At 68.2% G+C, this 23,247-nt stretch carries 21 protein-coding genes and 1 tRNA gene; 5 read left to right on the forward strand and 17 right to left on the reverse strand.

The window, feature by feature from the left end:
* Window positions 1–9 precede the first annotated feature (9 nt).
* The 13 genes from C0099_RS11850 to rlmD form a co-directional block, all read right to left on the reverse strand.
* The gene (locus C0099_RS11850; RefSeq protein ID WP_102247609.1) at window positions 10–1,005 is read right to left on the reverse strand and encodes an IS110 family RNA-guided transposase; all 996 of its coding nucleotides are present in this window, start codon (window positions 1,003–1,005) and stop codon (window positions 10–12) included.
* 557 nt (window positions 1,006–1,562) lie between these two features.
* The gene (gene motD / locus C0099_RS11855; RefSeq protein ID WP_102247610.1) at window positions 1,563–2,381 is read right to left on the reverse strand and encodes a flagellar motor protein MotD; all 819 of its coding nucleotides are present in this window, start codon (window positions 2,379–2,381) and stop codon (window positions 1,563–1,565) included.
* 14 nt (window positions 2,382–2,395) lie between these two features.
* Window positions 2,396–3,136 carry a flagellar motor protein gene (locus C0099_RS11860; protein WP_102247611.1) on the reverse strand — a complete coding sequence of 247 codons (741 nt, stop codon included), beginning with the start codon at window positions 3,134–3,136 and terminating at the stop codon, window positions 2,396–2,398.
* A 44-nt stretch (window positions 3,137–3,180) separates the two neighbouring features.
* Window positions 3,181–3,939, reverse strand: a complete 759-nt coding sequence (locus tag C0099_RS11865; protein WP_102247612.1) for an RNA polymerase sigma factor FliA — start codon at window positions 3,937–3,939, stop codon at window positions 3,181–3,183.
* Between the two features lie 113 nt (window positions 3,940–4,052).
* The gene (locus C0099_RS11870) at window positions 4,053–4,859 is read right to left on the reverse strand and encodes a flagellar FleN (protein WP_102247613.1); all 807 of its coding nucleotides are present in this window, start codon (window positions 4,857–4,859) and stop codon (window positions 4,053–4,055) included.
* A 22-nt stretch (window positions 4,860–4,881) separates the two neighbouring features.
* Window positions 4,882–6,363: a flagellar biosynthesis protein FlhF gene (flhF, locus tag C0099_RS11875; protein WP_102247614.1), complete on the reverse strand. Its 1,482-nt coding sequence runs from the start codon at window positions 6,361–6,363 to the stop codon at window positions 4,882–4,884.
* Window positions 6,364–6,473: 110 nt separating this feature from the next.
* Complete coding sequence (flhA, locus tag C0099_RS11880; RefSeq protein WP_102247615.1) at window positions 6,474–8,573, reverse strand: flagellar biosynthesis protein FlhA; 2,100 nt, start codon at window positions 8,571–8,573, stop codon at window positions 6,474–6,476.
* On the reverse strand, window positions 8,566–9,747 hold the full coding sequence (gene flhB / locus C0099_RS11885) for a flagellar biosynthesis protein FlhB (RefSeq protein WP_102247616.1): 1,182 nt from the start codon (window positions 9,745–9,747) through the stop codon (window positions 8,566–8,568). Before flhB ends, flhA begins: the two co-directional genes overlap by 8 nt.
* A gap of 156 nt (window positions 9,748–9,903) precedes the next feature.
* Window positions 9,904–10,353: a DUF192 domain-containing protein gene (locus C0099_RS11890; RefSeq protein ID WP_102247617.1), complete on the reverse strand. Its 450-nt coding sequence runs from the start codon at window positions 10,351–10,353 to the stop codon at window positions 9,904–9,906.
* Window positions 10,354–10,388: 35 nt separating this feature from the next.
* Window positions 10,389–10,961 carry a pseudouridine synthase gene (locus C0099_RS11895; RefSeq protein WP_102247618.1) on the reverse strand — a complete coding sequence of 191 codons (573 nt, stop codon included), beginning with the start codon at window positions 10,959–10,961 and terminating at the stop codon, window positions 10,389–10,391.
* Between the two features lie 3 nt (window positions 10,962–10,964).
* Window positions 10,965–11,372: a DUF2721 domain-containing protein gene (locus C0099_RS11900; RefSeq protein ID WP_102247619.1), complete on the reverse strand. Its 408-nt coding sequence runs from the start codon at window positions 11,370–11,372 to the stop codon at window positions 10,965–10,967.
* A gap of 23 nt (window positions 11,373–11,395) precedes the next feature.
* Window positions 11,396–11,485, reverse strand: a tRNA-Ser gene (locus C0099_RS11905).
* Between the two features lie 169 nt (window positions 11,486–11,654).
* Window positions 11,655–12,962: a 23S rRNA (uracil(1939)-C(5))-methyltransferase RlmD gene (gene rlmD, locus C0099_RS11910; protein WP_102247620.1), complete on the reverse strand. Its 1,308-nt coding sequence runs from the start codon at window positions 12,960–12,962 to the stop codon at window positions 11,655–11,657.
* A 78-nt stretch (window positions 12,963–13,040) separates the two neighbouring features.
* On the opposite strand from rlmD, the gene C0099_RS11915 reads away from it, so the two are divergent.
* A complete protein-coding gene (locus tag C0099_RS11915; RefSeq protein WP_102247621.1) occupies window positions 13,041–14,165 on the forward strand; it encodes a cupin domain-containing protein in 1,125 nt (374 codons plus the stop codon).
* A gap of 67 nt (window positions 14,166–14,232) precedes the next feature.
* Here the strand turns inward: C0099_RS11915 and bamC are convergent, their stop codons facing one another.
* From bamC to C0099_RS11930, 3 genes are all read right to left on the reverse strand, one after another.
* Window positions 14,233–15,387, reverse strand: coding sequence for an outer membrane protein assembly factor BamC (gene bamC, locus C0099_RS11920; RefSeq protein WP_102247622.1), 1,155 nt, complete (start codon window positions 15,385–15,387; stop codon window positions 14,233–14,235).
* Window positions 15,388–15,409: 22 nt separating this feature from the next.
* Window positions 15,410–16,288, reverse strand: a complete 879-nt coding sequence (dapA, locus tag C0099_RS11925; RefSeq protein ID WP_102247623.1) for a 4-hydroxy-tetrahydrodipicolinate synthase — start codon at window positions 16,286–16,288, stop codon at window positions 15,410–15,412.
* Between the two features lie 118 nt (window positions 16,289–16,406).
* Window positions 16,407–17,324, reverse strand: coding sequence for a histone deacetylase family protein (locus C0099_RS11930; RefSeq protein ID WP_228151580.1), 918 nt, complete (start codon window positions 17,322–17,324; stop codon window positions 16,407–16,409).
* Window positions 17,325–17,375: 51 nt separating this feature from the next.
* On the opposite strand from C0099_RS11930, the gene C0099_RS11935 reads away from it, so the two are divergent.
* Genes C0099_RS11935 through mltB form a run of 4 tightly spaced genes read left to right on the forward strand, consistent with a single transcriptional unit; the run spans window position 17,376 to window position 22,288 of the window.
* On the forward strand, window positions 17,376–18,320 hold the full coding sequence (locus C0099_RS11935; RefSeq protein ID WP_102247624.1) for an AAA family ATPase: 945 nt from the start codon (window positions 17,376–17,378) through the stop codon (window positions 18,318–18,320).
* The gene (locus C0099_RS11940) at window positions 18,317–19,291 is read left to right on the forward strand and encodes a DUF58 domain-containing protein (RefSeq protein WP_102247625.1); all 975 of its coding nucleotides are present in this window, start codon (window positions 18,317–18,319) and stop codon (window positions 19,289–19,291) included. Before C0099_RS11935 ends, C0099_RS11940 begins: the two co-directional genes overlap by 4 nt.
* Window positions 19,281–21,257, forward strand: a complete 1,977-nt coding sequence (locus C0099_RS11945; RefSeq protein ID WP_228151581.1) for a transglutaminase TgpA family protein — start codon at window positions 19,281–19,283, stop codon at window positions 21,255–21,257. The genes C0099_RS11940 and C0099_RS11945 overlap by 11 nt, the downstream gene beginning before the upstream one ends.
* A complete protein-coding gene (mltB, locus tag C0099_RS11950) occupies window positions 21,254–22,288 on the forward strand; it encodes a lytic murein transglycosylase B (protein ID WP_102247627.1) in 1,035 nt (344 codons plus the stop codon). The genes C0099_RS11945 and mltB overlap by 4 nt, the downstream gene beginning before the upstream one ends.
* An 8-nt stretch (window positions 22,289–22,296) precedes the next feature.
* Here the strand turns inward: mltB and rpoS are convergent, their stop codons facing one another.
* Window positions 22,297–23,244 (reverse strand): RNA polymerase sigma factor RpoS, encoded by a 948-nt coding sequence (rpoS, locus tag C0099_RS11955; RefSeq protein WP_102247628.1) that lies wholly within the window; start codon window positions 23,242–23,244, stop codon window positions 22,297–22,299.
* Between the last annotated feature and the right edge of the window lie 3 nt (window positions 23,245–23,247).

Below are 23,247 nucleotides of genomic sequence, written 5' to 3' on the forward strand. Positions count from 1 at the left end.
CGTTGACGGTCAAGCCTTTAAAAGAGTCTGAGCGCAGCTGAACAGTCGGCTCGAATCGAACGGGGTTCCATTGCGGATGCACGCCCAGATTCCGGTGAGCATTTTTCGCATGAGCGCACACAAGGCCTGGATGCGTTTTTTGCCGCGGGCGAGCAAGGCTTCGTAGAAGGCCTTGGCGTTGGGGTCCGATTGCACGGCGACCATGGCCGGCATGAACAGGGCTGCGCGCAGATAGGCGTTCCCGGCCTTGGACAGGCGCCCGGGCCTGTGCACGCTGCTACCCGACTGGTTCAGGCGCACGTCCAGTCCGGCAAAGCAGCTGACCTGCGCGCTGTTCATCTGCGTGGGCAACACGCACAACTCAGCCAGGATCGCCAGCGTGCTGGCCGCACCGAGCCCTTTGGCACAACGCAGGTGCTGGGCCATCACCGACAGTTGCGCGCACTGTTCGATGCGTTGCTGCGCAGCGCCTTTGAGCCGCTCGATGCGCGCATCGAGTTGTTCGATGCCTTCGCGCTCATCGTCGATCAGTAGCGCGGAGACGTCTCGACGTGCCTGGAGCGCATGCAGGCGGTTCTTGGCCTGGGTGCGGGCGTGGATCAGGCGGTTGATTTGACGGCCCAGATCGCGCAAGGCCAGCCGATCGGGCGCCGGCGGCACCCACAGCGCGGGCGCCATGCGCTGGGCGTATTCGGCCAGCAAGGCCGCGTCGATCGCATCGGTCTTGCTGCCTTTGAGTTTGATCTGGGCAAAGTGCTTGAAGCTGCGCGGGTTGATCACGCTCACCGGCAGGCCGGCCGCGTGCAGGGCCACAGCCAAATCCACGAAATACACTCCGGTCGCCTCCATGACCACCCGCTCGGGCGCGAGCTTCTTCAGATGCGCCGCAGCCTGGGCGTGGCCCGCAGGGGTTTGCTCAAAGCGGCGCACCTTGGCATTGGTGCCGTTGCGGCGTACGACCAGATCGAAACTCTTGGCGGCAATATCGATTCCCACCACACACATGGGCTTTCCCTCCAGCGCAAGATTTGGTACCTGTGAACACCGGCTTCCCCGACCTCGTACTTTTTGCCACTTCGACCTTGTGATGCAAAGTCCAGCTCAGCGCTGGCTTTCGGATACTCCTCGAAGTCGGCAATGAGGCGGGGGGCCGCTCTACATACGAGGTCAGCATCGCGCTGCCTCAGGGTCGGTACGGCCTCCCCGGTGATCGGCTACATCGACTGCTCAGGCAGTCACCTTCAACATACAAGGTCGGTGCGAGCGCAGCGAGGGCCGACGCAGTGGCATGTGTCAGCTTGGTGCGTCGCACTCGCTGCGCTCGTCGCGACCTACGAGTTGCTCAGGCAGTCACCTTCAACATACAAGGTCGGAGTGAGCCGCAGGCGAAGTCCGACGCTGCCCTGGATGCGGGGATGTCGCACTCGCTGCGCTCGTCGCGACCTACGAGTTGCTCAGGCAGCCACCTTCAACATACAAGGTCGGGTTGAGCCGCAGGCGAAACCCGACACGCACTCCCAAGCCTTGCGCGGAGCGTCCGCCCTCGCTGCGCCCGCACCGGCCTACGGCAGAATCGCGCGCATCGGGTCGTTGGGGCGGATGGTGCTGGGTGCGCGCGGCGGCGGGTCGTTGTACATCGCGTCCAGGCGGATCGTCACGCGCCGGTTGCGGGCACGCCCCTCTTCGGTCAGGTTCTCGGTGATCGGTCGCTGATCGGCATAGCCGATCGCCGACAGGCGTGCGGCCTCGACACCGGCGGCCTCGAACAGGCGCACCACGGCCGAGGCGCGCGCAGCCGAAAGCTCCCAGTTCGAGGGGAAGCGTGGTGTGGAAATCGGGCGGTCGTCGGTGTGGCCCTCGATCGTGACCGGAAACTCGCTGCCTGCGAAGACTTCCGCGACCGCCAGCAGCGGCTCGCGACCGGCCTCGTCGAGCGCCGCATCCCCGCCGGAGAACAGCACATTGGCGTTGACCTCGACGGTGATGCCGTGCGCGCCTTCGGAGACATTCACCTGGCCGCTGCGGGTGAGCGGCTCGAGCACGCGCCGGATGCTCTCGGCCATGCGGCGGATGGGCTCGACTTCGCTGCCGGCGCCGCTGCCCGGCTCGCGTCGCGTGTTCGACACCGGCGGCTGCGGGCGGCCGGGCACGACGATGGGCGGGACCACGACCTGTTCGCTGGCCTGATTGACGGTGACACTGCGAAAGGCCGAGAGCAGCGAATCGGACAGCACCCGGTACTTGCCTTCGTTGACCGAGGACAGCGAATACATCACGACGAAGAAGGCGAACAGCAGCGTGATGAAGTCGGCGTAGGACACCAGCCAGCGCTCGTGATTCTCGTGGTGATCGTCGGCAGGCTTGCGGCGGCGACGTGGCATCGACCCCTCCGTGCTCAGGCGACGTAGCCGCGCATGCGGCTCTCGACGATGCGCGGATTCTCGCCGTTGGCGATGGCGACCAGGGCATCGACCAGCATCTCGCGCTCGTTGCTGATGCGGCCGACGTGGGCCACCAGCTTCTTCGAGATCGGCAGGAACACCAGGTTCGCGAAACCGACCCCGTAGATCGTCGCGACGAAGGCCACGGCGATGCCCGCGCCCAGGCGGGACGGATCGGTGAGGTTTTCCATGACGTGGATCAGGCCCAGCACCGCGCCGAGGATGCCGATGGTCGGCGAATAGCCGCCGGCCGCCTCCCAGATGCGCGCATTCTGCTTCATGCGCGCCTCGGCCGCGTCGATCTCGATGGTCAGCAGTTCGCGCAGCCGCTCGGGCTCCACGCCGTCGACGAGCAACTGCAGGCCACGACGCAGGAAGGCGTCCTCCTGCTCCTCGATGCGCCCCTCGAGCGCGAGCAAGCCGTCGCGACGCGCGGTGTAGCTCCACTGCACGGCATGGCCGATGAGTTCCTCGCGGCGCTCGGGCGGCGGCACGAACACCCAGCGCGTCATGCGCATGCCGTCGATGAACACGTGCAGCGGGCTTTGCAGCATGACGGCGCCGAGCGTGCCGCCGAACACGATGAGAAAGGCGGTCGGCTGCAGCAGCGAGGCGACATGGCCGCCCTCGACGATCTGCCCGAGGATGATCGCCGCGACGCCCAGAATCAGGCCGAGTACGCTGATGCGATCCATCAGGCGCGCTCCCGGTTGGTTCGCGGGCGATACATCGGCGCGCTTCAGCCCTTGGAGCGCGGCGGGCGGCCGCGCCGTTTGGCCGGCGCCGGTGCGCCCTCGCCGAACACGTTGGCGCGCAGTCGCGCCACCGCCTGGCTGTGCAGCTGGCACACACGCGACTCGGTCACGCCCAGCACCTCGCCGATCTCGCGCAGGTTCAGTTCCTCGTCGTAGTACAGGCTCATGACGAGTTGTTCGCGCTCGGGCAGCGCACCGATGGCCGACACCAGCGCACGGCGAAAATCCGCGTCCTCGAGCAGCCCCAGCGGGTCGGCATCCTGGTCGACGACGTGATGCTCGAAGAAGTCCTCGTCCTCGCCGGACTTGAAGTCCTCGAAATACACCAGCTGATGACCGCGCGCCTCCTGCAGGATCTGCTGGTATTCGGGTAGCGGCACGCCGATCTCGCCAGCCAGTTCGGTCTCGTTGGGCGCCCGACCGAAGCGCTGTTCGAGCGTCTGCACCGCTGCCTCGACGCGACGCATGTCGCGGCGCAGGCTACGCGGCATCCAGTCGTCCTCGCGCAATCCGTCGAGCATTGCGCCGCGGATGCGCTGCGAGGCGTAGGTCTCGAACTGCGCCGCACCGTCCTCGTAGCGATCGACGGCATCGAGCAGCCCGATCATGCCGTTTTGCATGAGATCGTCGATGTTGACGCTGGAAGGCAGCTTCGCCATCAGGTGAAAGGCGATGCGCTTGACCAGCGGCGCGTACAGTTCTACCAGTTGCCCCTTGTCGGGATTTCCTTCGGAGTCGTACATCCAGAGCGCCCGCGTATTCCTTCGGCCAGTGCCGCCATTATGCACGTCGGCGCTGCGGCTTTGCTCGGCCAGGGGTATGACTTTGCGCGCGTAGCTCAGCATATCGGCATTCCTCAGGCCGCCCGGCTCCCCGGCGCTCCGTTCGCGTGCGCGCTCCCGAGCGCGGCGAGCCGGCGCAGAAAGGCCATCTCGGGCTCGCGCGGCGAGGACAGCGCGGGCTCGGCCGCCAGGCCGCCGGCCAGATCGTCGCGCTCGATCTCGCCCAGCCAGGCCAGCGGCACGCCGACATGGCGACGCACCAGCGCATCGAGGCTGTCGAAGAAGGCCGCCGCCTCGGCTCGTGTTGGCGCATCCGCCACGGCGACATGCAGCGAGCCTGCTCCGGCGGCGGCCAGTGCCTTGATCAGTGCATAGGCTTCGAGCGCGCCCGTGCGGCTGACTTCGGCCACCAGCATGCGGCGCGGTGCGGCGAAGACGAAGGGCGAGGGATCGGCCGCGGCATCGGTGGCGGCATGCACCAGCACGAACCCGGCGCGCCGGTGCAGTTCGGCCAGTGCGGCGACCAGCGCCAGGCGCCGCTCTTCGTCGAGCAATGGCAGGGCGAGTGCGGCCGCGCGCACCGGCACCCGTCCGACCAGACCGGGCACGGGCTGGAGCAGTTCGGGCACGTGCACGTGTTCGCCCAGTACCGCCAGCAGGTCATGCCCCTCGGCCAGGCCCAGCGTCGCGGCCAGACCATCGCTGGCGCCCGCCTCGTCGAGGATGAGCACGCGTTCGGCCAGCCGCGCGACGCGGTAGGCCGCGCGCACCGCGATCGCCGCGCGCGCGCGTCCGGCCGCGTACAGCGCCACCACCTTGGGCGGCGCACGGCGGAACAGTCGGCGCAAGCCGGCCGCCTGGTCTTCGTGACAATCGATCATGTCCAGGCCTCCTCTCATCAAGTCAGGCCCCTGCCCCGGCGGCGAATTTCATTGCCGCCTCGTCGGCATCGAGCTTCCACGACGAGTCGGCGGCGCGCGCGCGCAGGCTGCGATGCAGCAAATAGGCGCGATTGGGCAGATGCAGGTCTTCGGGCACGCGCTGGCCATTGGTCACGTAGAACACTTCGAGCGCGTGGTCGATGGCCGCGCCCACGGCCGGCGCCAGGGATGCGGCCTCGTCGACCTTGGTCAGCACGCAGCCGGCCAGATCCGGACCGCGGTAGGCCTCGATCACGTCGTCGAGGGTATCGCCACTGGCGGTGGCGTTGAGCAGCAGCAAGCGATGCACGTCACCGGCGTTGGTGAGCATGGCCGCCTGCTTGACGACCATCTCGTCGCGCTGGCTCATGCCCACCGTGTCGATCAGCACCATGTGCTTGCCGCGCAGTTCGGCGATGGTCTGGCGCAGGTCGGCCGCGTCGCGCACCGGGAACACCGGCACGCCGAGAATGCGCCCGTAGATGCGCAACTGCTCCTGCGCACCGATGCGGTAGCCGTCGGTGGTGATCAGCGCGATCTTCTCGGCGCCATGGCGCACCACGCAGCGCGCGGCGATCTTGGCCGTCGTGGTGGTCTTGCCCACGCCGGTGGGCCCGACCAGCGCGAACACGCCGCCGCGATCGATCAGATCGGCGTCGCACGACATCGCGCGCAGGTCACGCCCGAGCGCGTTGCGCACGAGTTTGCGCGCCTCGTCGGCGCTGGCGGTCTCGCCCACGGACTCGACCAGACGGCGCGCGAGCCGCGTCGAGAAACCCGCATCCAGCAGTTCGCCCAGCACCTCGGCGCGACCCGGCGCGTGGCGCAGGGTCTCGCCCCAGGCGAAGGCGGCGAGCTGGCGTTCGATCATGCCGCGAATGCCTGTGAGCTCACTCATCAAACGGGTGTTGGCTTCCTGCAGCGCGGCGATGCGCGCATCGTCCTCGTTCGGAGCAGGCGCCTCCTCGCGCGTGCGCGTCACCGCCGGCGCGGGCCGGGCGCGCTCGACCGGTTCGAGCTCGCCGGTGATGCTGTCGGCCAGATGTCGCGTCAGCGTCGAGGCGATGTCGGATGTATCGCGCGGCGGCGCCGGTTCGACGCGCTCGCGCGGCGGCTCGCTCGTCTCGTAGCCGCGCTTGCGGATCAGATAGTCGGGGGTTTCCATGCGCGGCGGGTTGAACGGACGAATGGTGCGTTGCGGCGCCTGCGCACGGCCGCCGCCCAGGCTGACGCGGCAATCCTCGTCCTCGTGACTCGACGGCGGCACGGAATCCGCTGCGGTGGCAGCGGGTCGCGGCGTTTCGCGACGCGGCGCGGCCCCGACGGCATCGGCCGGCAGCGCGAGGATCTCGACCCCACCCTCGACGGAGCGGTTGGCCAGCACGATCGCATCGGCGCCGAGGTCGGCCTTCAGGGCGCGCAGGGCTTCGCGGGCGGTGTTGGCAAAGTAGCGCTTGACGTTCATCCCGGTTCTCCAGACGGTCCGCGCATGTCGCGCAGCATGGGACCCATTATCGCGAGCCCCCGCCAATCGTTAGGTCCGAATAAGCGGGCTTGTTCCCGCTTATTCGGCCTTCAGGTGGCAGCGCCGCCGACCATCGTCGTGACGCGGATGGTGCGCGACTCGGGCACCTCGGTGTTCGCCACGACCTTGAGCGAGGGCACGGAGCGGCGCAGGAAGCGCGACAGCAGCCAGCGCAGCTGCGGCGGCACCAGCAGCACCGGCGGCATGCCCATGTCTTCCATGCGCTGGGCCGCTTCGGCGGTCTGACGCAGCATCGCATCGGCCAGCCCGGGCTCGATCGCGCCACCATCCCCGCCGGCGCTCATGGCCTGCGTGAGGATGCGCTCCAGCGTCGGTTCGAGCGCGATGACCTGCACTTCGCCGTTGCCCGGGAACAGGCTCTGCACGATCGCGCGCCCCAGGGTCTCGCGCACGCGCGCGGTCAGTTCGACCGGATCCTGCGTACGCGGCGCGTGTTCGGCCAGCACCTCGATGATGCTGCGCATGTCGCGGATGTTGACGCCTTCGTCGAGCAGGTGCTGCAGCACGCGCTGCACCACCGACAGCGACAACTGTCCCGGCACCAGATCCTCGATGAGCTTGGGCGACTCCTTGGCGATGTGGTCGATGAGTTGCTGCGTCTCCTGACGGCCCAGCAACTCCGCCGCGTGACTCAGCACCAGATGGTTGAGGTGGGTGGCGATGACGGTGCTCGCGTCGACCACGGTGTAGCCGAGCGCATGTGCCTGTTCGCGCTGCGCGGCATCGATCCAGTAGGCCGGCAGATCGAAGGCCGGGTCGCGCGTCTCGCGTCCCTGCAGGGGGCCGGACACGCGCCCCGGATTGATCGCCAGATACTGCCCCGGCCAGGCCTCGCCACCGCCGATCTCGACGCCCTTGAGCGCGATGCGATAGGCGTTGGGCTTGAGTTCGAGGTTGTCGCGGATGTGCACCGAGGCGGGCAGGAAGCCCACGTCCTGGGCGAACTTCTTGCGCAGGCCGCGGATGCGTCGCAGCAGTTCGCCGTCCTGCCCCTTGTCGACCAGCGGGATCAGGCGGTAGCCCACTTCCAGACCCAGCACGTCGACCGGCTGCACGTCGTTCCAGCTGGCCTCCTGCGCCTCGGCCGGCGTAGCCTGCGGCGCGGCCGCCGCGCCCGCCTCGGCCGCCTGCTCGGAATCGCGCTCGATGATCTGGCGTCGATGCCAGGCGAGGAAGAAGAAGGCGCCGGCGATCAGGATGAACACCAGGTTGGGCATGCCGGGAATCAGGCCGAGCACGCCGATGATGCCGCCGGTGAGCGTCATCACCTGCGGATTCGAGAACACCTGATTGATCACCAGCCCGCCGACGTCGCCCTCGTCGCCGACGCGCGAGACGACCAGGCCAGCCGCGACCGAGATGATCAGCGCCGGAATCTGCGCAACCAGGCCATCGCCGATTGTCAGCAGCGTGTAGGTTTCGACCGCCTGGCCGACCTCCATCTGGTGCTGCATGGTGCCGACGAACAGCCCGCCGATGATGTTGATGAGCAGGATCAGGATGCCGGCGATGGCGTCGCCGCGCACGAACTTGGAGGCGCCGTCCATCGCGCCGAAGAAGTCCGACTGCTGGGACACTTCCTTGCGCCGCTGCTTGGCCTGCTCCTCGTCGATGAGGCCGGCGTTCAGATCCGCGTCGATGGCCATCTGCTTGCCGGGCATCGCGTCCAGCGTGAAACGTGCGCTCACCTCGGCGATGCGGCCCGCACCCTTGGTGATGACGACGAAGTTGATCAGCACCAGGATGCCGAACACGACCAGACCGATCGCGGTGTTGCCGCCGACCAGGAAGTAGCCGAAGGCCTCGATGACCTTGCCCGCCGCGTCCGGGCCGGTATGGCCTTCGAGCAGCACGATGCGCGTCGAAGCCACGTTGAGCGCCAGGCGCAGCAGCGTGGTGACCAGCAGCACGGTAGGGAACACCGAGAAGTCCAGCGGCTTCTTGGTGTACATGGCGACCAGCATCACCATCACCGCCATCGAGATGTTGAAGGTGAAGAACAGGTCGAGTGCGAACGGCGGCAGCGGCAGCACCATCATCGACAGCACGAGGATGATGAAGATCGGCGCGCCGAGCATGCGCAGGTTCTCGGGGCTCGCCAGCGCGCGCAGGTTCAGGCTGTCATTCATTCATCGACCTCTCGGTGCCGTCGTGTCGTGCATTCGTGCCACTGCCCCCCGGATCCATGCCGTGCGGCACGGACACGCCGGTCGGCACGTCGGGTCTGGCGCCGCCGCGTGCCATCCAGTTGTTGAGTTGATAGACATAGGCCATGACCTCGGCCACCGCCGTGTACAGCGTCGCCGGAATGGTTTCGCCCAGCTCGCAGTGCGCATACAGCGCGCGCGCCAGCGGCGGCGCCTCGAGCCGCGGCACGTCGTGTTCGGCGGCCAGTTCGCGGATCTTCAGCGCCACCTCGCCGCGCCCCTTGGCGATGACCACCGGGGCGCCCATGCTCGCCCCGTCGTACTTGAGCGCCACCGAAAAATGCGTCGGGTTGGTGACCACGACATCGGCCTTGGGCACCTCGGCCATCATGCGCCGGCGCGCCATCTCGCGCTGGATCGCCCGCACCCGCGCCTTGACGTGGGGGTCGCCCTCCTGCTCCTTGTGCTCGCGCTTGACCTCTTCGCGCGTCATGCGCATGCGGCGGTGGAACTGCCACAGCTGGAAGGGCACATCGATCAGCGCGACCAGCGCCAGCCCGAGAATGATCAGCAGCGCGGCGAAGACCAGCGTCTCGAAGAAGCGCGGAATCGCGTACTCCAGCGGCAGGCCCATCAGCGTGAACACGTTCTCGCGCTCGCGCCACACCGCCAGCACGCCGAGCGCGCCGATGATCAACGCCTTGAGCACCGACTTGATCAGCTCGGCCAGGCCGTGCACCGAGAACATGCGCGCCAGGCCCTTGAGCGGGTTCATGCGCTCGGGCTTGATCGCCAGCACCTTGCTCGAGAACACGAAACCGCCCAGCGAAATCGGCGCGGCCAGCGCCGCGACCATGAGCACGCCGAACAGCGGCAGGATGGTGATCAGCACCTCGGTGAAGATGGTCGAGAAGGCCTCGAGCATGCGCTGCGTATCGAAGGCCGCCGCGCGTTCGAAGGTGAAACCATGCTTGAGGGAGTCGGTCACCCGCGTCCCGATCCACCCGCCCATGGCCCACAGCATGGCCGCGCCGGTGATCAGCACGAAGAAGGTCGACAGCTCGCGCGACTGCGGAACCTGGCCTTCCTCGCGGCCCTGTTCCAGCCGGCGTGGCGTAGGTTGTTCGGTTTTTTCGAGATCGCTCTCTTCGGCCATTGCCGCTCCCGTGCCGGCCGCCCCGCGCAAATGCGGGCATGCGACCACGTGGAGCGATTATCGAAGGGGGCGGCAAATCTTGCCGGTCGATAAGGGCGGGGAATCCGCCTCAATTCGCTGCTTCACGACGCGGCGCGGGCGCGCCGCGATCTGCGTTCAGCGCGCGGGGCGCAGATTGGCGACGCCTTCGATGCGGTCCCCTGCGCCGATGCCGCGCTCGTCGAACCAGCCCTCGTTCATCTCCAGCGCATAGCGCGCGGACTTGGCCGCGCAGTGGCTGGTCTCGGTCTGCGGCTGCATGTCGGCGATGTTCAGGATCGTGCCGTCACGCGCGAGAAAGGCCACCGACAGCGGAATCAGCGTGTTCTTCATCCACATGCAGTGGCGCGCGTCGTACTCGAACACGAACACCATGCCGCGATTCTCGGCCATCGATTCGCGGTGCATCAGGCCCACCTGGCGTGTCTGCGGCGTGTTGGCCATCTCCGCGGTGATGCGGTACATGCCGGCCGTGAGTTGCACCAACGGCATCTGCTGCGCGGCCGCGACACCCACGAGGCACAGCAGGATGAGCGCAATGGCAAGACGGGACAGGTTGCGACGCATCGACTTCGTCCTGAAAACGGGAAACGGGACCGATTCTAGCGCGCCCGGCGGCGCGCCGGCGCATCCGGGTTCGCCTCGCGCCACTGTCCCGGCGCCAGCCCGTCGAGCGACCACGGCCCGATGGCCGTTCGCACCAGACGCAGCGTCGGGAGGCCGACCCTGGCCGTCATGCGCCGCACCTGACGGTTCTTGCCTTCGCGCAGCACGATCTCCAGCCAGCTCGTGGGCACGCTCTTGCGAAAGCGCACCGGCGGGTCACGCGGCCACAGCCAGTCGGGCTCGGGCACGCGACGCGCCTCGCACGGCCGCGTGCGAAAGTCGCCCAGGTCCAGCCCGCCCGCGCGCAGCGCCGCCAACGCCGCTTCATCGGGCTCGCCCTCGACCTGCACCAGATAGGTCTTGGGCTGCTTGGCGCGCGGGTCGGTGATGCGGTGCTGTAGCGCGCCGTCATCGGTGAGCACCAGCAATCCTTCCGAATCGGTGTCCAGCCGCCCGGCAGCATACACGCCGGGCACGTCGATGAAATCCTTGAGCGTCGGGCGCGAACCGTCGCCCGAGAACTGGCAGATCACGCCATGGGGCTTGTTGAACAGGATCAGTCGCGCCACGGATCAGTCGCCGTCCGCCCTGCGCGGCGCATCATTCTCGATGTCGGCCACCACGACGGACAGCGCATCGGTCGAGATCACCACCTCGGCCAGCGACAGCAGCAGCGAAATCGTCAGCAGCAAGGTACTCGCGCCGAACATCAGCTTGCCCGGCAACTGCTCGTCGACGAACAGCGCGAACATCGACAGCGAGCACAGCAGAAAGGACACCACCGCAAAGCCCTGCATGTACTTGATCAGCACGATGCGGTGCTTGAGCCCCGGAATCTGCGCCTGCACCACGGCCGCACTGCGATCGGGCGACGAATGCAACTGCCGGATCACCTGCGCCAGCGTCAGGAAACGGTTGGTGTAGGCGAGCAGCAGCAGCGAGATCGCGGGGAACAGCAGGGCGGGGGTGGTGAGGTCCATGTCTGCTCCCGATTGTACTTAAGTGGCGGAGGCGGTGAGATTCGAACTCACGAGGGGCGCGAACCCCTGCCGGTTTTCAAGACCGGTGCATTCAACCACTCTGCCACGCCTCCGTTTTTACTCGTGCGAGCCTGCGGCTCGCGCCGGTTTTGGCTTCGCCAGCGCTGCACTAACGTGCATCGCCAAGACCGGTGCCTTCAACCACTCGGCCACCCATCTTGCAATCGTTGGAAGCGGGGTCCGCCGTCCGCGCCGGAGTATACCGCTCCGCCTCACCTCACGTCAGGCCGCGCGCTCGAACAGGGCGATGGATTCGACGTGGGAGGTCTGCGGGAACATGTTGGCGATGCCGGCGCCGCGCAGGGTGTAGCCCTTTTCGTGCACCAGAACGGCGGCGTCGCGGGCGAGCGTGGCGGGGTTGCACGAGACGTAGACGATGCGCGCGGGCAACTGGCGCTCGGACAAGGCCTTGACCACGGCGATGGCGCCGTCGCGCGGCGGGTCGATGAGCATCTTGTCGAGGTGCCCCAGCGCGGCGAGGCTGTCTTCGGTGGCTTCGAACAGGTTGGCGGCGTGAAACTCCGCGTTGGCTTCGAGGCCGTTGGCGCGGGCGTTCTCGAGCGCGCGCGCGACCAGCGTCTCGCTGCCCTCGACGCCGACCACGGTCGCGCCGAGACGGGCGATGGGCAGGCTGAAGTTGCCCAGGCCGCAGAACAGGTCGGCGACGCGCTCGCCCGCGCGCGGGGCCAGCAGCTGCATCGCGCGGCGCATCAGCAGCTGGTTGATCGCGACGTTGACCTGGGTGAAGTCGGTCGGGCGAAAGTCCATCTTCACGCCGAATTCGGGCAAGGTGTAGGACAGGCCCGGGGCTTCTTCGGGGTGCAGGCGGCGCACGGTGTCCGGCCCCTTGGACTGCAGCCACACCTGCACACCGTGCGCGTCCGCAAAGGTACGGAAGCGGTCTTCGTCGGCAGCGGTAAGCGGCTCGAGGTGGCGGAACACGAGTACCGTGAGATCGTCGTCGCCAACGGCCAGTTCGATCTGCGGAATGCGGTCGGGCGTGGACAGGCCACCGATCAGTTCACGCAGCGCGGGGAGCATCGCAGAGACGTGCGGCGGCAGGATCTCGCAACTCGTCATGTCGGCGACGTAGCTGCTCTTGCGCTCACGGAAGCCGACCAGCGCGCCGCCCTTCTTGGGCACGAAGCGCGCACCGATGCGCGCGCGAAAGCGATACCCCCAGCTGGGTCCGTGAATCGCCGGGAAGATGGTGTCCGCGCGCAGCTTGCCGACGTGCCACAGCGCATCCTCGAGCACGCGCTGCTTGACCGCGGCCTGGGCACCGGAATCCAGATGCTGCATCGAACAGCCGCCGCACACGCCGAAGTACCGACACTTGGGCTGCACTCGCTGCGCGCTCGCGGTGATCACGCGCACCAGTTGCGCCAGCTCGTAGCTGGGACGCTTGCGATAGACCGAGTATTCAACCTCCTCGCCCGGCAGGGCGCCGTCGATGAAGGTGGCCTTGCCGTCGACGTGGGTGACGCCGCGGCCCTCGTGATCGACCGATTCGATTACTGCGACTGGCATGTACGATCCCGCAAAAAAGTCTGCCATTTTACCGGTTTGCGACGCACCGGGCCGAAGTGTTCGGCGATAATCCGGCGCATGACTAGCGAACTTCTCGGCGGCATCACGCCGCAGCGCTTTCTCGCCGAGTACTGGCAGAAGAAGCCCCTGCTCATCCGCCAGGCCATCCCCGGCTTCACCGGTGTCGTCGACGTGGACGAGCTGTTCGAGCTGGCCTGCGACGAAAACGTCGAATCGCGCCTGATCCGCCACACCGATGACGGCTGGCAGGTCTCGCGCGGGCCGCAGAAGCCCGCAGCCCTCAAGCGTCGCAAGCAGGCGTGGACCGTGCTGGTGCAGGGGCTCAACCTGTGGGTGCGCGAAGCCGACGCGCTGCTGCACCGCTTCGACTTCATCCCGCAGGCGCGCCTCGACGATCTGATGGTGAGCTACGCCACCGACGGCGGCGGCATCGGCGCGCATTTCGACAGCTACGACGTATTCCTGCTGCAAGGCTTCGGGCAGCGGCGCTGGCGCATCGGCGACCAGAGCGAACACCGTCTCGTCGAGGGCGCGCCGCTCAAACTCATCGCCGACTTTCAGAGCACCGACGAATGGGTGCTCGAACCCGGCGACATGCTCTACCTGCCGCCGCGCTACGCGCACGAAGGCACGGCCATCGGCGAATGCACGACCTACTCGATCGGCTTTCGCGCACCCAGCGCGCAGGAACTGGGCAGCGAATTCCTCGTCTGGCTGGCCGAACGCCAGCGACTGGAGGGCATGTACGCCGACCCGGACCTGGTCTTGCCGGAAAACTCGGCCGAGATCTCCGCGACCATGGTCGAACGCGTGGCCGGCATGCTCGACGCGATCCGCTGGGGTCAAGACGACGTCGCCGACTTTCTCGGCCACTACCTGAGCGAACCCAAGCCGTCGGTGTTCTTCGTGTCGCCCGACGATCCGCTCTCACCCCGCCAGTTCGACGCGGCCGTGGCCGCGCACGGCTTCGTCCTCGACCCCGCCACCCTGCTGCTCATCCACGACGCGCACTTCTATCTCAACGGCGAGCGCATCCAACCCGCCGCCGCGGCCCACGCGACGCTCGCACGGCTGGCGCATGCGCGGCGCATCGACGCCGCCACGGCCGGGGCGGACGCGTTGCCGTCCTTGTACGAGATGTATCTGTCCGGCTTCGGACAACTGGAGATCGACGAGGATTGAGCCACCGGACGCAACGAGGCGCCCCGCAGGGCGCCTCGTCGTTTGCTGCCGGCTGTTTGTGAATGCCTCAGCGCAGCTGTTGCTGCAGCAGTTCGAGAATGCGGCGCGCATTGCGCGACGAATCCAGCCCCCCTTCCGCACTGAGCACCGTGACCTGCGAGGCGTCGCGATCACCCTCGACCAGGATGCGGTACTCAGCACCCGGTTTCTGCTCGTCGCCGGACCTGCCGAACGAGAACAGACGCGAGAAGAAGCCGCCCTGATTGTCACGCTTGCGCCGCGCCTCCTCGTCCGGATCGATGTAACGCACGAAGAACAGTCCCTGCGAGCGGTCGCGGTCCTGCACCGTAAAACCGATGCGGTCGAGCGCGAGGCCGACGCGGCGCCACGCACGGTCGAAGGACTCGTCCACCGCCAAGCCCAGGCGCCCGTCGGGCAGGCCCAGCGTGGCGCGCTCGGGCACCGACTCGCTGGAAGCCTCCAGCACCGCCTCCGCACGCGTCTCCTCGGCCCCCAGATAGAGCATCAGGCGGCGCAGCATCTCGATCTCGAGTTCCGGGTCCGCCTCGCGGGGTTGCCACTTGGTGCTGTCCTGCTGGGCGCTGTCGAACACCTCCTCGACGCCGCGATGGCTGATGAAGATCTCGACCGTGCCCGGCTCCTGCCCCCTCTCCAAGCGCGTGCGGAACTTGTCGCGCTCGGCCGTCGAGAACAGGTTGTCGAACAGCCGGCCCAGCGTCGAGCGCAGGAAGTCCTGCGGGATCTTGGCGCGGTCCTCGGCCCAGTCGGTTTCCATGATGCCCAGCGCAGGCTGGTCGATGTCGATGATGAAGCCCAGTTCGGCCCAGAAATCGCGCAATTGCGGCCACAGATCGTCCGGCTCGGCCTGAACCACCAGCCAGCGCTGCGAGCCGGCACGCTCGATGCGCATGTTGTCGACCGGCGCGAGCACCTCGGTGGTCTGGATCTGTGCGCCTGCCTGCCGGTCGCCTTCGTAGGCCGAATAGGTCGCCACGCCACGCGGAGAGACGTCGGGCACGGCGTAGCGGTCATCACGCGTGAGCTGCGTCAGGTCGGGAGGGACCTCCAGCGTATTGGTCGCCGCACGCGCACTCTTGTAGTCGATCTTCTTGCCTTCGAGCAGACCGTTGGACGACGAGCACCCTGCCAGCCCGATGGCCAGTGCCAGCACGCTTGCCGATGTGCGCAGATTGACTTTCATGGGCCTGGAGGTCCCTCGCATGTCACACCTCGATGCCGGCACGACGCATCGCTGCGCGCACCCGCTCGTGGAAGGTTTCGGAAAGCGGCGTCAGCGGCAGGCGGATACCGCCCTCGATCAGGCCCATCTGCTGCGCGGCCCACTTGACCGGAATCGGGTTGGCCTCGCAGAACAGGTGGCGGTGCAGCCACAGCAGGCGGGCATTGATCTCGCGCGTCTTCAGGCCGTCACCGGCGAGCGCGGCCACGCACATCTCGTGCATCAGCCGCGGCGCGACGTTGGCGGTGACCGAGATCGCGCCGTGCCCGCCATGCAGGATGAACGCGGCGGTCGTCATGTCGTCCCCGGAATACAGCGCGAAGCCTTCGGGGGCGCGCTCGACCAGATCGCAGGCGCGATCGATGCTGCCCGAGGCGTCCTTGATGCCGACGATATTGGGAATCTCGGCCAGGCGCAGCGTGGTGTCGTTAGCCATGTCCGCCACCGTGCGCCCGGGCACGTTGTACAGCACCAGCGGCAGGTCGACGGCCTCGGCGATGGTGCGGAAGTGGCGGTACAGGCCTTCCTGCGTGGGCTTGTTGTAGTAGGGCACGACCGACAGGTGCGCGCGCGCACCAACCTTGGCGGCGTAGCTCGCCAGCTCGATGGCCTCGGAGGTGGAATTTGCGCCGGTGCCGGCCAGCACCGGGATGCGGTCGCCGGCATGTTCGACGGCGACGCGGATCAGCTCGCAGTGCTCGTCCATATCGACGGTGGGCGACTCGCCCGAGGTGCCGACGATGACGATGCCGTCGGTGCCCTGCTCCGCGTGGAAATCGATGAGCGAACGCAGGCGCGGATAGTCGAGACGACCGTCCTCGTGCATGGGGGTGACGATGGCGACCAGGGAACCGGTGATCATGGGTGTCGGAGCAATGGCATCAAAACCGCGATTCTACCTGAAGAAAAAAGCGGCAAGCCGCAAGCTTCGCGCTGTAAGTGTGGCCCATCACCGCTTTGCTTACAGCTTGCGGCCTGTCTCACAGGTCGGCCAGCGCGCGCGCATGCTCGACCGCCGAACGGCCCAGCGCGGACAGCGCATAACCGCCCTCGAGCATCGACACGATGCGCCCCCCGGCGCATTCGAGCGCTCGCAACTGCGCGGTGACCCAGGCGTAATCGGCCTCGACCAGCGCGCACGAGGCCATGTCGTCCTCCAGATGCGCGTCGAAGCCGGCCGAGACGAAGATCATCTGCGGCGCGAAGCTGCGCAGCGCCGGCAGCCACCGCGTGGTGACGATCTCGCGCAGGTCTTCGCCGCGCAGCCCGGCGCGCACCGGCACGTTGACCCAGTGTTCCGGTGCGTCGCGGTCACCGCTATAGGGATAGAACGGATGCTGGAAGGTGCTCGCCATGATCACGCGCGCGTCCTCGCCGAGGATGTCCTCGGTGCCGTTGCCGTGATGCACGTCGAAGTCGACCACCGCCACGCGCTCCAGCCCGTGGGCGTCGAGCGCGTGCAACGCCGCGATCGCGATGTTGTTGAACAGGCAGAAACCCATCGCGCGCGAACGGCAGGCGTGATGCCCGGGCGGGCGCACCGCGCAGAAGGCGTTGTCGGCCCGCCCGGAGACGACCAGATCGGCCGCCAGCACGCCGGCGCCGGCCGCGCGCAGGGCCGCGTCGAGCGTGCGCGGACCGATCGCGGTGTCGGGGTCGAGATGATGGATGCCGTGCTCGGGCACGGCCGCGCGCAGTTCGGCCAGATAGTCGGCCGAGTGCGCGCGCAGGATCTGCGCGTCGGTGGCCAGCGGCGCGTCGTGAAACTCCAGATACGCCTCGAGACCCGAGGCAATCAGCCGGTCGTTGATCGCGCCCAGGCGCTGCGGGCATTCCGGATGATGCGCACCCATGTCATGCAGGGCGCAGTCCGCGTGGGTGATGAAAGCCGTCGCCATGCGAGCCGCTCCCGAAACGAACCAGAATCAGAGTGGTCTATTATCCCCGCTATGTCCGATCCCAGCCAGCCACCCGCCCCGTTCGAGCGCGTCACGCGCGTGCTCGCCGCCGCCAACGAGATCATCCTCGGCAAGCCGCAGCCACTGCGCCTGGCGCTCGCCTGCCTGATCGCGCGCGGCCATCTGCTCATCGAGGACCTGCCCGGCGTGGGCAAGACCACGCTGGCGCATGTGTTCGCTCGCCTGATCGGCCTGCACTACCAGCGCGTGCAATTCACCAGCGATCTGCTGCCGGCCGACATCACCGGGGTGTCGATCTTCGACCGCGAAGCCGGCGCCTTCCGCTTCCACCCGGGGCCGCTGTTCGCGCAACTGATCCTCGCCGACGAGATCAACCGCGCCACGCCCAAGACGCAAAGCGCGCTGCTCGAGGCCATGGAGGAGCGCCAGGTCACCACCGACGGCGAAACCCACGCGCTGCCCGAACCCTTCTTCGTCATTGCCACACGCAACCCGGCCACGCAGATCGGCACCTTCCCGCTGCCGGAGAGTCAGCTCGACCGCTTCCTGATGCGCATCCATATGGGCTTCCCGGGCCGCGAGGCCGAACACGCCCTGCTCATGGGCGAGGACAGACGCGAACTGCTGGAACGCACCCCGCCCGCGATATCGCCCGAAGACATGCTGGCCTTGCAGCGCGCGGCACAGGCAGTTGCGGTCGCGCCGCGCCTGATCGACTACGTGCAGTCCCTGCTCGCGGCCACGCGCGTCGATCCCGATCTGGCCGGCGGTCTCAGTCCGCGCGCCGGCCTCGGCCTGCTCGCCGCCGCGCGCGCCTGGGCGCTCATCGACGGCCGCGACCACGTGCTGCCCGAAGACGTACAGGCGGTGTTTGCGCATGTGGCCGGCCATCGCCTGCATCTGGCCAACGATGGCCGCCCGGTGCCGCCAGCGCTGCTCGCACGCCTGCTGGCCGGCGTCGCCGTGGACGGATGAGAGCGACCGACGCGCTCGAAGGTTTGCCCGACGCGCTCGCGCGCAAGCTCGGCCGTCGCGACGACGACTCCCTGCCGGTGACGCTGCGCCAGGGGCGCATCTACGTACTGCCCACGGGCGCCGGGCTGGCCTTCGCGCTCGCGCTGATGGTGATGCTGGTGGGGGCGATCAACTACGGCCTGAGCCTGGGCTATGCGCTGGTGTTCCTGCTGTTCGGGCTGGGCGTCGCCGGCACGGTGCACGCCTTTCGCAACCTGCATGGCCTGCGCGTCGTGCGCGCCTCGGTCGAACCGGTGTTCGCCGGAGAGACGGCGACGCTGCGCGTGCACCTCGAGAACCCGTCGAACTGGCGACGCCCCGCGTTGCGCGTTCGCGTCGGCGACACCGAGGCCCATGCCACGCTAGACGCCGGCGCCGCCGACACCCTCGCCGTCGCCATACCCACCGAGCAACGCGGCTGGCACGCGATCGAACGCATTACGCTCTACACCACCTGGCCACTCGGGCTGGCACGGGCCTGGAGCGTGCTGCGACCGGCCGTGTCCGTGCTCGTTTATGCCGCACCCGAACGCAATGCCCCGCCCCTGCCCTCGGGTGCGGGCAGCCCGGAGGGACTGCGTCCGCAGGGCACCGGCGACGACGACTTCGCCGGCCTGCGCTCGCACCGCCTCACCGACTCGCCGCGCCATGTCGCCTGGAAGGCGGTCGCGGCCGGCGGGCCGATGCTGACCAAGGAGTTCGCCGGCCACGCGGGTGCGGCGCTGGAACTCGACTGGCATGCACTGGGCGCATGCCCGCACGACGAGGCACGCGCGGCGCGGCTCACCGCATGGGTACTGGCGGCCGAAGCGCGCGCGGCCACCTACGCGCTGACGACCCCCGATGGCCGGCTCGCGAGCGCCTGCGGACGCGCCCATCTGTCCGCCTGTCTGGCGCGACTCGCCCTCGCCCGGAGCCGCCGTGGCGCGTAATGTTCGACGCGTTGCGCCGCGCGCGGCCTCGCTGTGGCTGTTCGCGACGGCGCTGGTGACGGTGGTGCCGCACATGGCCTACCTGCCGCTGTGGACATCGGGCGCGTGCGCGCTGCTGCTCGCATGGCATCTGGCACGCGCGCGCAGCGACGGTGCACGTACCGATCGCGTACACCGTCTGGCGATGCTGCTGGTCGCGCTCGCAGTGGCGCTCGCGGTGCGCATGGACTTCGGCTATTTCTTCGGCAAGGCGCCGGGCATCGCGATGCTCGCCACGCTGCTGTGTCTCAAGCTGCTCGAGGGCAACAGCCCGCGTGACGTCCGCGCCGGCGTGCTGCTGGCCTTCTTCCTGCAACTCGCGTTGTTCTTCGACGACCAGACGCTGATGGCCGCCCTGTTCGCGCTCGGCGGTGCGCTGTGTGCGGCCGCTACAATGCTCGCCCTCGAGGATCCCGAGCCCTCGCCATGGCGCACGCTGCGCAGCGGCGCCACCCTGATGTTGCAGGCCTTGCCGTTCTTGATCGTGCTGTTCATGCTCTTCCCGCGCCTGCCCGGACCGCTGTGGGGCATGCCACGCGACGCCTGGGAAGGCATGACCGGCCTGTCCGAGGAAATGGCGCCGGGCTCGATCGCCGAGCTCGGCCTGTCGAGCGAGATCGCCTTGCGCGCGGACTTCTCCGACGCGCTGCCGCCGCCATCGCAGCGCTACTGGCGCGGCCCGGTGCTGAGCGAGTTCGACGGACGCGTATGGCGCATGGCGCGCAACGCGCGCCTTGCCCAACCAGCCTACGCGCCGGCCGGCCCGGCCATCGACTACGTGCTGACGGTGGAGCCGCACAACAAGCGCTGGCTGCTCGCCCTCGATTTTCCCGGCGCGGCGTCCGACGGCGAGGTGGCCTACGGCAGCGAGTACACGCTGCTGGCCGAACGCCCGCTGCGCACCCGCGCACAACTGGCCCTGCAGGCCTACCCGGAGACCGTGGTCGGGCTGGCGGAGTCGCCGGCCGTGCTGGACGCGGCCACACGCCTGCCGGAATCGGGCAGTCCGCGCACGCGCGCCCTGGTGGCCGAACTCGCCGCCGACACCGACGATGCCTCGCAGATCCTCGACCGCGTGCTCGCCTGGTTCTCGACCAACGCGCTGACCTACACCCTCGCCCCGCCGCTGCTCGAGGACGACCCCGTCGACGAATTCCTGTTCGACGCGCGCAGCGGCTTCTGCGAACACTTCTCGTCGGCCTTCGTGTTCATGATGCGCGCCGCCGGCGTGCCCGCACGGGTCGTCACCGGCTACCAGGGGGGTACGGTCAATCGTGTCGACGGCACGCTGGTGGTACGCCAGTCCGACGCCCACGCCTGGGCCGAGCTCTGGCTGCCCGGGCGCGGCTGGGTGCGGGTCGATCCGACCGCGCTGGCTGCGCCTTCGCGCATCGAAAGCGGCGTCTCGGCCGCGTTGCCTGCGGGTGAGACGCGCCCGCTGATGATGCGCGAAGGCGTCGCTGCGGAAGCCTTGCGCGCACTGCGCGATCGCTGGGAAGCGCTGGGCAATGCCTGGAACCGCAACGTCGTCGGCTACGACCGCCAACGCCAGGGCGACCTGTTGCAGGAGCTCGGCGTCGAGCGGCCCGACTGGCGCACGTTGGCAATCGCGCTGGGCGCGGGGCTGGGGCTGCTGATGCTGGCCCTGCTCGCGTGGGCACTGCACCAGCGCCGCCCCGGCGACGACCTCGACCGCCTGTGGCGGCGCTTCGGCGCGCGGCTGGCCCGTCGCGGCCTGGCGCGTTTGCCTTCCGAAGGCCCGATCGATTACGCTGAGCGCGTCGCACAAGCGCTGCCCGAGCGGGCGCGCGAAGTGCGTGTCATCGCGCGCAGCTATGCGCGCCTGCGCTACGGCCCGCCAAGCGCGAACGCCGCCGCGCTCACGAGAGAGCTGGCACAACGCATCCGGGAGTTTTCGCCGCAATGAACCGCGTTTTCAGCACGTTCGCCTGTATTGCCCTGCTGGCGCTGCCGACCCTTGCCGCCCACGCCTCGTACGCCGATCACGACGAGGCCCGCCGCTTCATCGCGGACATGGTGCGCACGCACGGCATGGATGGGGATGAACTGCGCTCGGTCCTCGACCGCAGCGAACGCATCGACCGCGTCATCGAACTGATCCGCCCGCCCGAAGCCCGCCCTGGCGGCGAGCGCTCCTGGGTGCGCTATCGCGACCGCTTCCTCAACGACGCGCGCATCGACAACGGGCTCGACTTCTGGCGCGAACATCGCACGACCGTGGACGCGGCGAGCCGGCGCTACGGCGTGCCGCCCGAGTTCATCGTCGCCATCATCGGCGTCGAGACCCATTACGGACGTCACACCGGCAACTTCCAGACGCTCAACGCGCTGGCCACCCTGGCCTTCGACTATCCGCCGCGTGCCGGGCTGTTCCGGCGCGAACTCGAGAATCTGTTCCTGCTCGCACGCGAACAGCAGCGCGACCCGTTCAGCTACTACGGTTCCTACGCCGGCGCCCTGGGCTATCCGCAGTTCCTGCCCAGCAGCGTGCGCGCCTATGCGGTGGATTTCGACGGCGACGGGCGCATCGACTTCGAATCGGGGCCGGCGGATGCGATCGGCAGCGTCGCCAACTACTTCGCGCAACATGGCTGGCGCCCGGGTGAGCCGGTGGCCACGCGCGTAGCCCTGCCCGAGGGACTGGACCCGGCACCGCTGATCGCCGCCGGCATCGAGCCGACGCTCGACACCGCACAACTGGCTGCGCAGGGCGTGATCGGCCTGGGTGGCGAACTGCATGGCGGGCAGGCGACGCTGTTCGACCTGCCCACGCCCGGCGCAGACACGCAGTACTGGCTGGGCTATCGCAACTTCTACGTGATCACCCGCTACAACCGCAGCAGCTTCTACGCGATGTCGGTGCTGGAACTGGCCGAGACGTTGCGCTACCGCTTCGAGCGCGCACACACGGCCGCCAACGCAACCAGCGAGGACTGAACGAGGAGCTACAGCAGAACGTCGCGCGAAATGCCGCGGCGGCGGATGGAGCGGCGCAACTGGCCGAGCGCCTCGAGCTGGATCTGGCGCACGCGCTCGCGCGTCAGGCCCAGGCGCACCGCCAGTTCCTCGAGCGTCATGATCTGGCACTCGTCGATGCCGTAGCGGTGACGAATCACGGTGCGCTGCTTTTCGTTGAGCTTGGCGATCCAGTCGCGCACCAGATCCTCGATCTCGTGCTCCTGGATCATGCTGTCGGCTGTACAGGCCTGATCGTCGGCCAGCGACTCGCCGATGGACAGCGTCGGATCGATGTCCAGCGGCGCGTCCAGCGAAGCGGTGTGTTCCCCCAGCGCGAGCAGTGCGCGCACCTGGTCTACACTCTTGTCGAGTCGCTGCGCCACTTCCTCGAGCGTGAACTCGCCATTGCCCAGCGCCTCGAGCGCGCGCTGCGTGCGCAGCACCTGATTGAGTTCCTTGACCACGTGCACGGGCAACCGGATGGTGCGCGACTGGTTCATGATCGCGCGCTCGATGTTCTGCCGGATCCACCAGGTCGCGTAGGTCGAGAAGCGGAAGCCACGCTCGGGATCGAATTTCTCGAGCGCATGCATCAGGCCGAGGTTGCCTTCCTCGACCAGATCGAGCAGCGGGATGCCGCGATTGAGATAATGCTTGGCGATATTGACGACCAGGCGCAGGTTGCGCTCGATCATGGTCTGACGCGCCTCGAAGTCGCCCGCGCGCACGCGGCGGGTGAGCACGCCCTCTTCTTCGGCCGTCAGCAGCGGGTTGGCGCCGATCTCGTTGAGATAGATCTGCGTGACATCATTGAGGAAATCGCTCTCGGCCGGCGTGGGTGTCGCGGCCGGCTCGCCCAGGGCCTCGACCTCGAGCGGCAGGTCCGGCTCGCGGGCAACGCTCTGGTCGTCGTCGTCATCGGCCGGATCGTACATGCG

The sequence above is a fragment of the Pseudazoarcus pumilus genome (assembly GCF_002872475.1).
In the GTDB taxonomy this organism is placed as follows: domain Bacteria; phylum Pseudomonadota; class Gammaproteobacteria; order Burkholderiales; family Rhodocyclaceae; genus Pseudazoarcus; species Pseudazoarcus pumilus.

Bases quoted from the DNA above. Each gene is read 5' to 3' on its own strand.
- C0099_RS11850 (WP_102247609.1), bottom strand. From the start codon at position 1,005: ATGTGTGTGGTGGGAATCGATATTGCCGCCAAGAGTTTCGATCTGGTC.
- motD (WP_102247610.1), bottom strand. From the start codon at position 2,381: ATGCCACGTCGCCGCCGCAAGCCTGCCGACGATCACCACGAGAATCAC.
- C0099_RS11860 (WP_102247611.1), bottom strand. From the start codon at position 3,136: ATGGATCGCATCAGCGTACTCGGCCTGATTCTGGGCGTCGCGGCGATC.
- C0099_RS11865 (WP_102247612.1), bottom strand. From the start codon at position 3,939: ATGTACGACTCCGAAGGAAATCCCGACAAGGGGCAACTGGTAGAACTG.
- C0099_RS11870 (WP_102247613.1), bottom strand. From the start codon at position 4,859: ATGATCGATTGTCACGAAGACCAGGCGGCCGGCTTGCGCCGACTGTTC.
- flhF (WP_102247614.1), bottom strand. From the start codon at position 6,363: ATGAACGTCAAGCGCTACTTTGCCAACACCGCCCGCGAAGCCCTGCGC.
- flhA (WP_102247615.1), bottom strand. From the start codon at position 8,573: ATGAATGACAGCCTGAACCTGCGCGCGCTGGCGAGCCCCGAGAACCTG.
- flhB (WP_102247616.1), bottom strand. From the start codon at position 9,747: ATGGCCGAAGAGAGCGATCTCGAAAAAACCGAACAACCTACGCCACGC.
- C0099_RS11890 (WP_102247617.1), bottom strand. From the start codon at position 10,353: ATGCGTCGCAACCTGTCCCGTCTTGCCATTGCGCTCATCCTGCTGTGC.
- C0099_RS11900 (WP_102247619.1), bottom strand. From the start codon at position 11,372: ATGGACCTCACCACCCCCGCCCTGCTGTTCCCCGCGATCTCGCTGCTG.
- rlmD (WP_102247620.1), bottom strand. From the start codon at position 12,962: ATGCCAGTCGCAGTAATCGAATCGGTCGATCACGAGGGCCGCGGCGTC.
- C0099_RS11915 (WP_102247621.1), top strand. From the start codon at position 13,041: ATGACTAGCGAACTTCTCGGCGGCATCACGCCGCAGCGCTTTCTCGCC.
- bamC (WP_102247622.1), bottom strand. From the start codon at position 15,387: ATGAAAGTCAATCTGCGCACATCGGCAAGCGTGCTGGCACTGGCCATC.
- dapA (WP_102247623.1), bottom strand. From the start codon at position 16,288: ATGATCACCGGTTCCCTGGTCGCCATCGTCACCCCCATGCACGAGGAC.
- C0099_RS11930 (WP_228151580.1), bottom strand. From the start codon at position 17,324: ATGGCGACGGCTTTCATCACCCACGCGGACTGCGCCCTGCATGACATG.
- C0099_RS11935 (WP_102247624.1), top strand. From the start codon at position 17,376: ATGTCCGATCCCAGCCAGCCACCCGCCCCGTTCGAGCGCGTCACGCGC.
- C0099_RS11940 (WP_102247625.1), top strand. From the start codon at position 18,317: ATGAGAGCGACCGACGCGCTCGAAGGTTTGCCCGACGCGCTCGCGCGC.
- mltB (WP_102247627.1), top strand. From the start codon at position 21,254: ATGAACCGCGTTTTCAGCACGTTCGCCTGTATTGCCCTGCTGGCGCTG.
- rpoS (WP_102247628.1), bottom strand. From the start codon at position 23,244: ATGTACGATCCGGCCGATGACGACGACGACCAGAGCGTTGCCCGCGAG.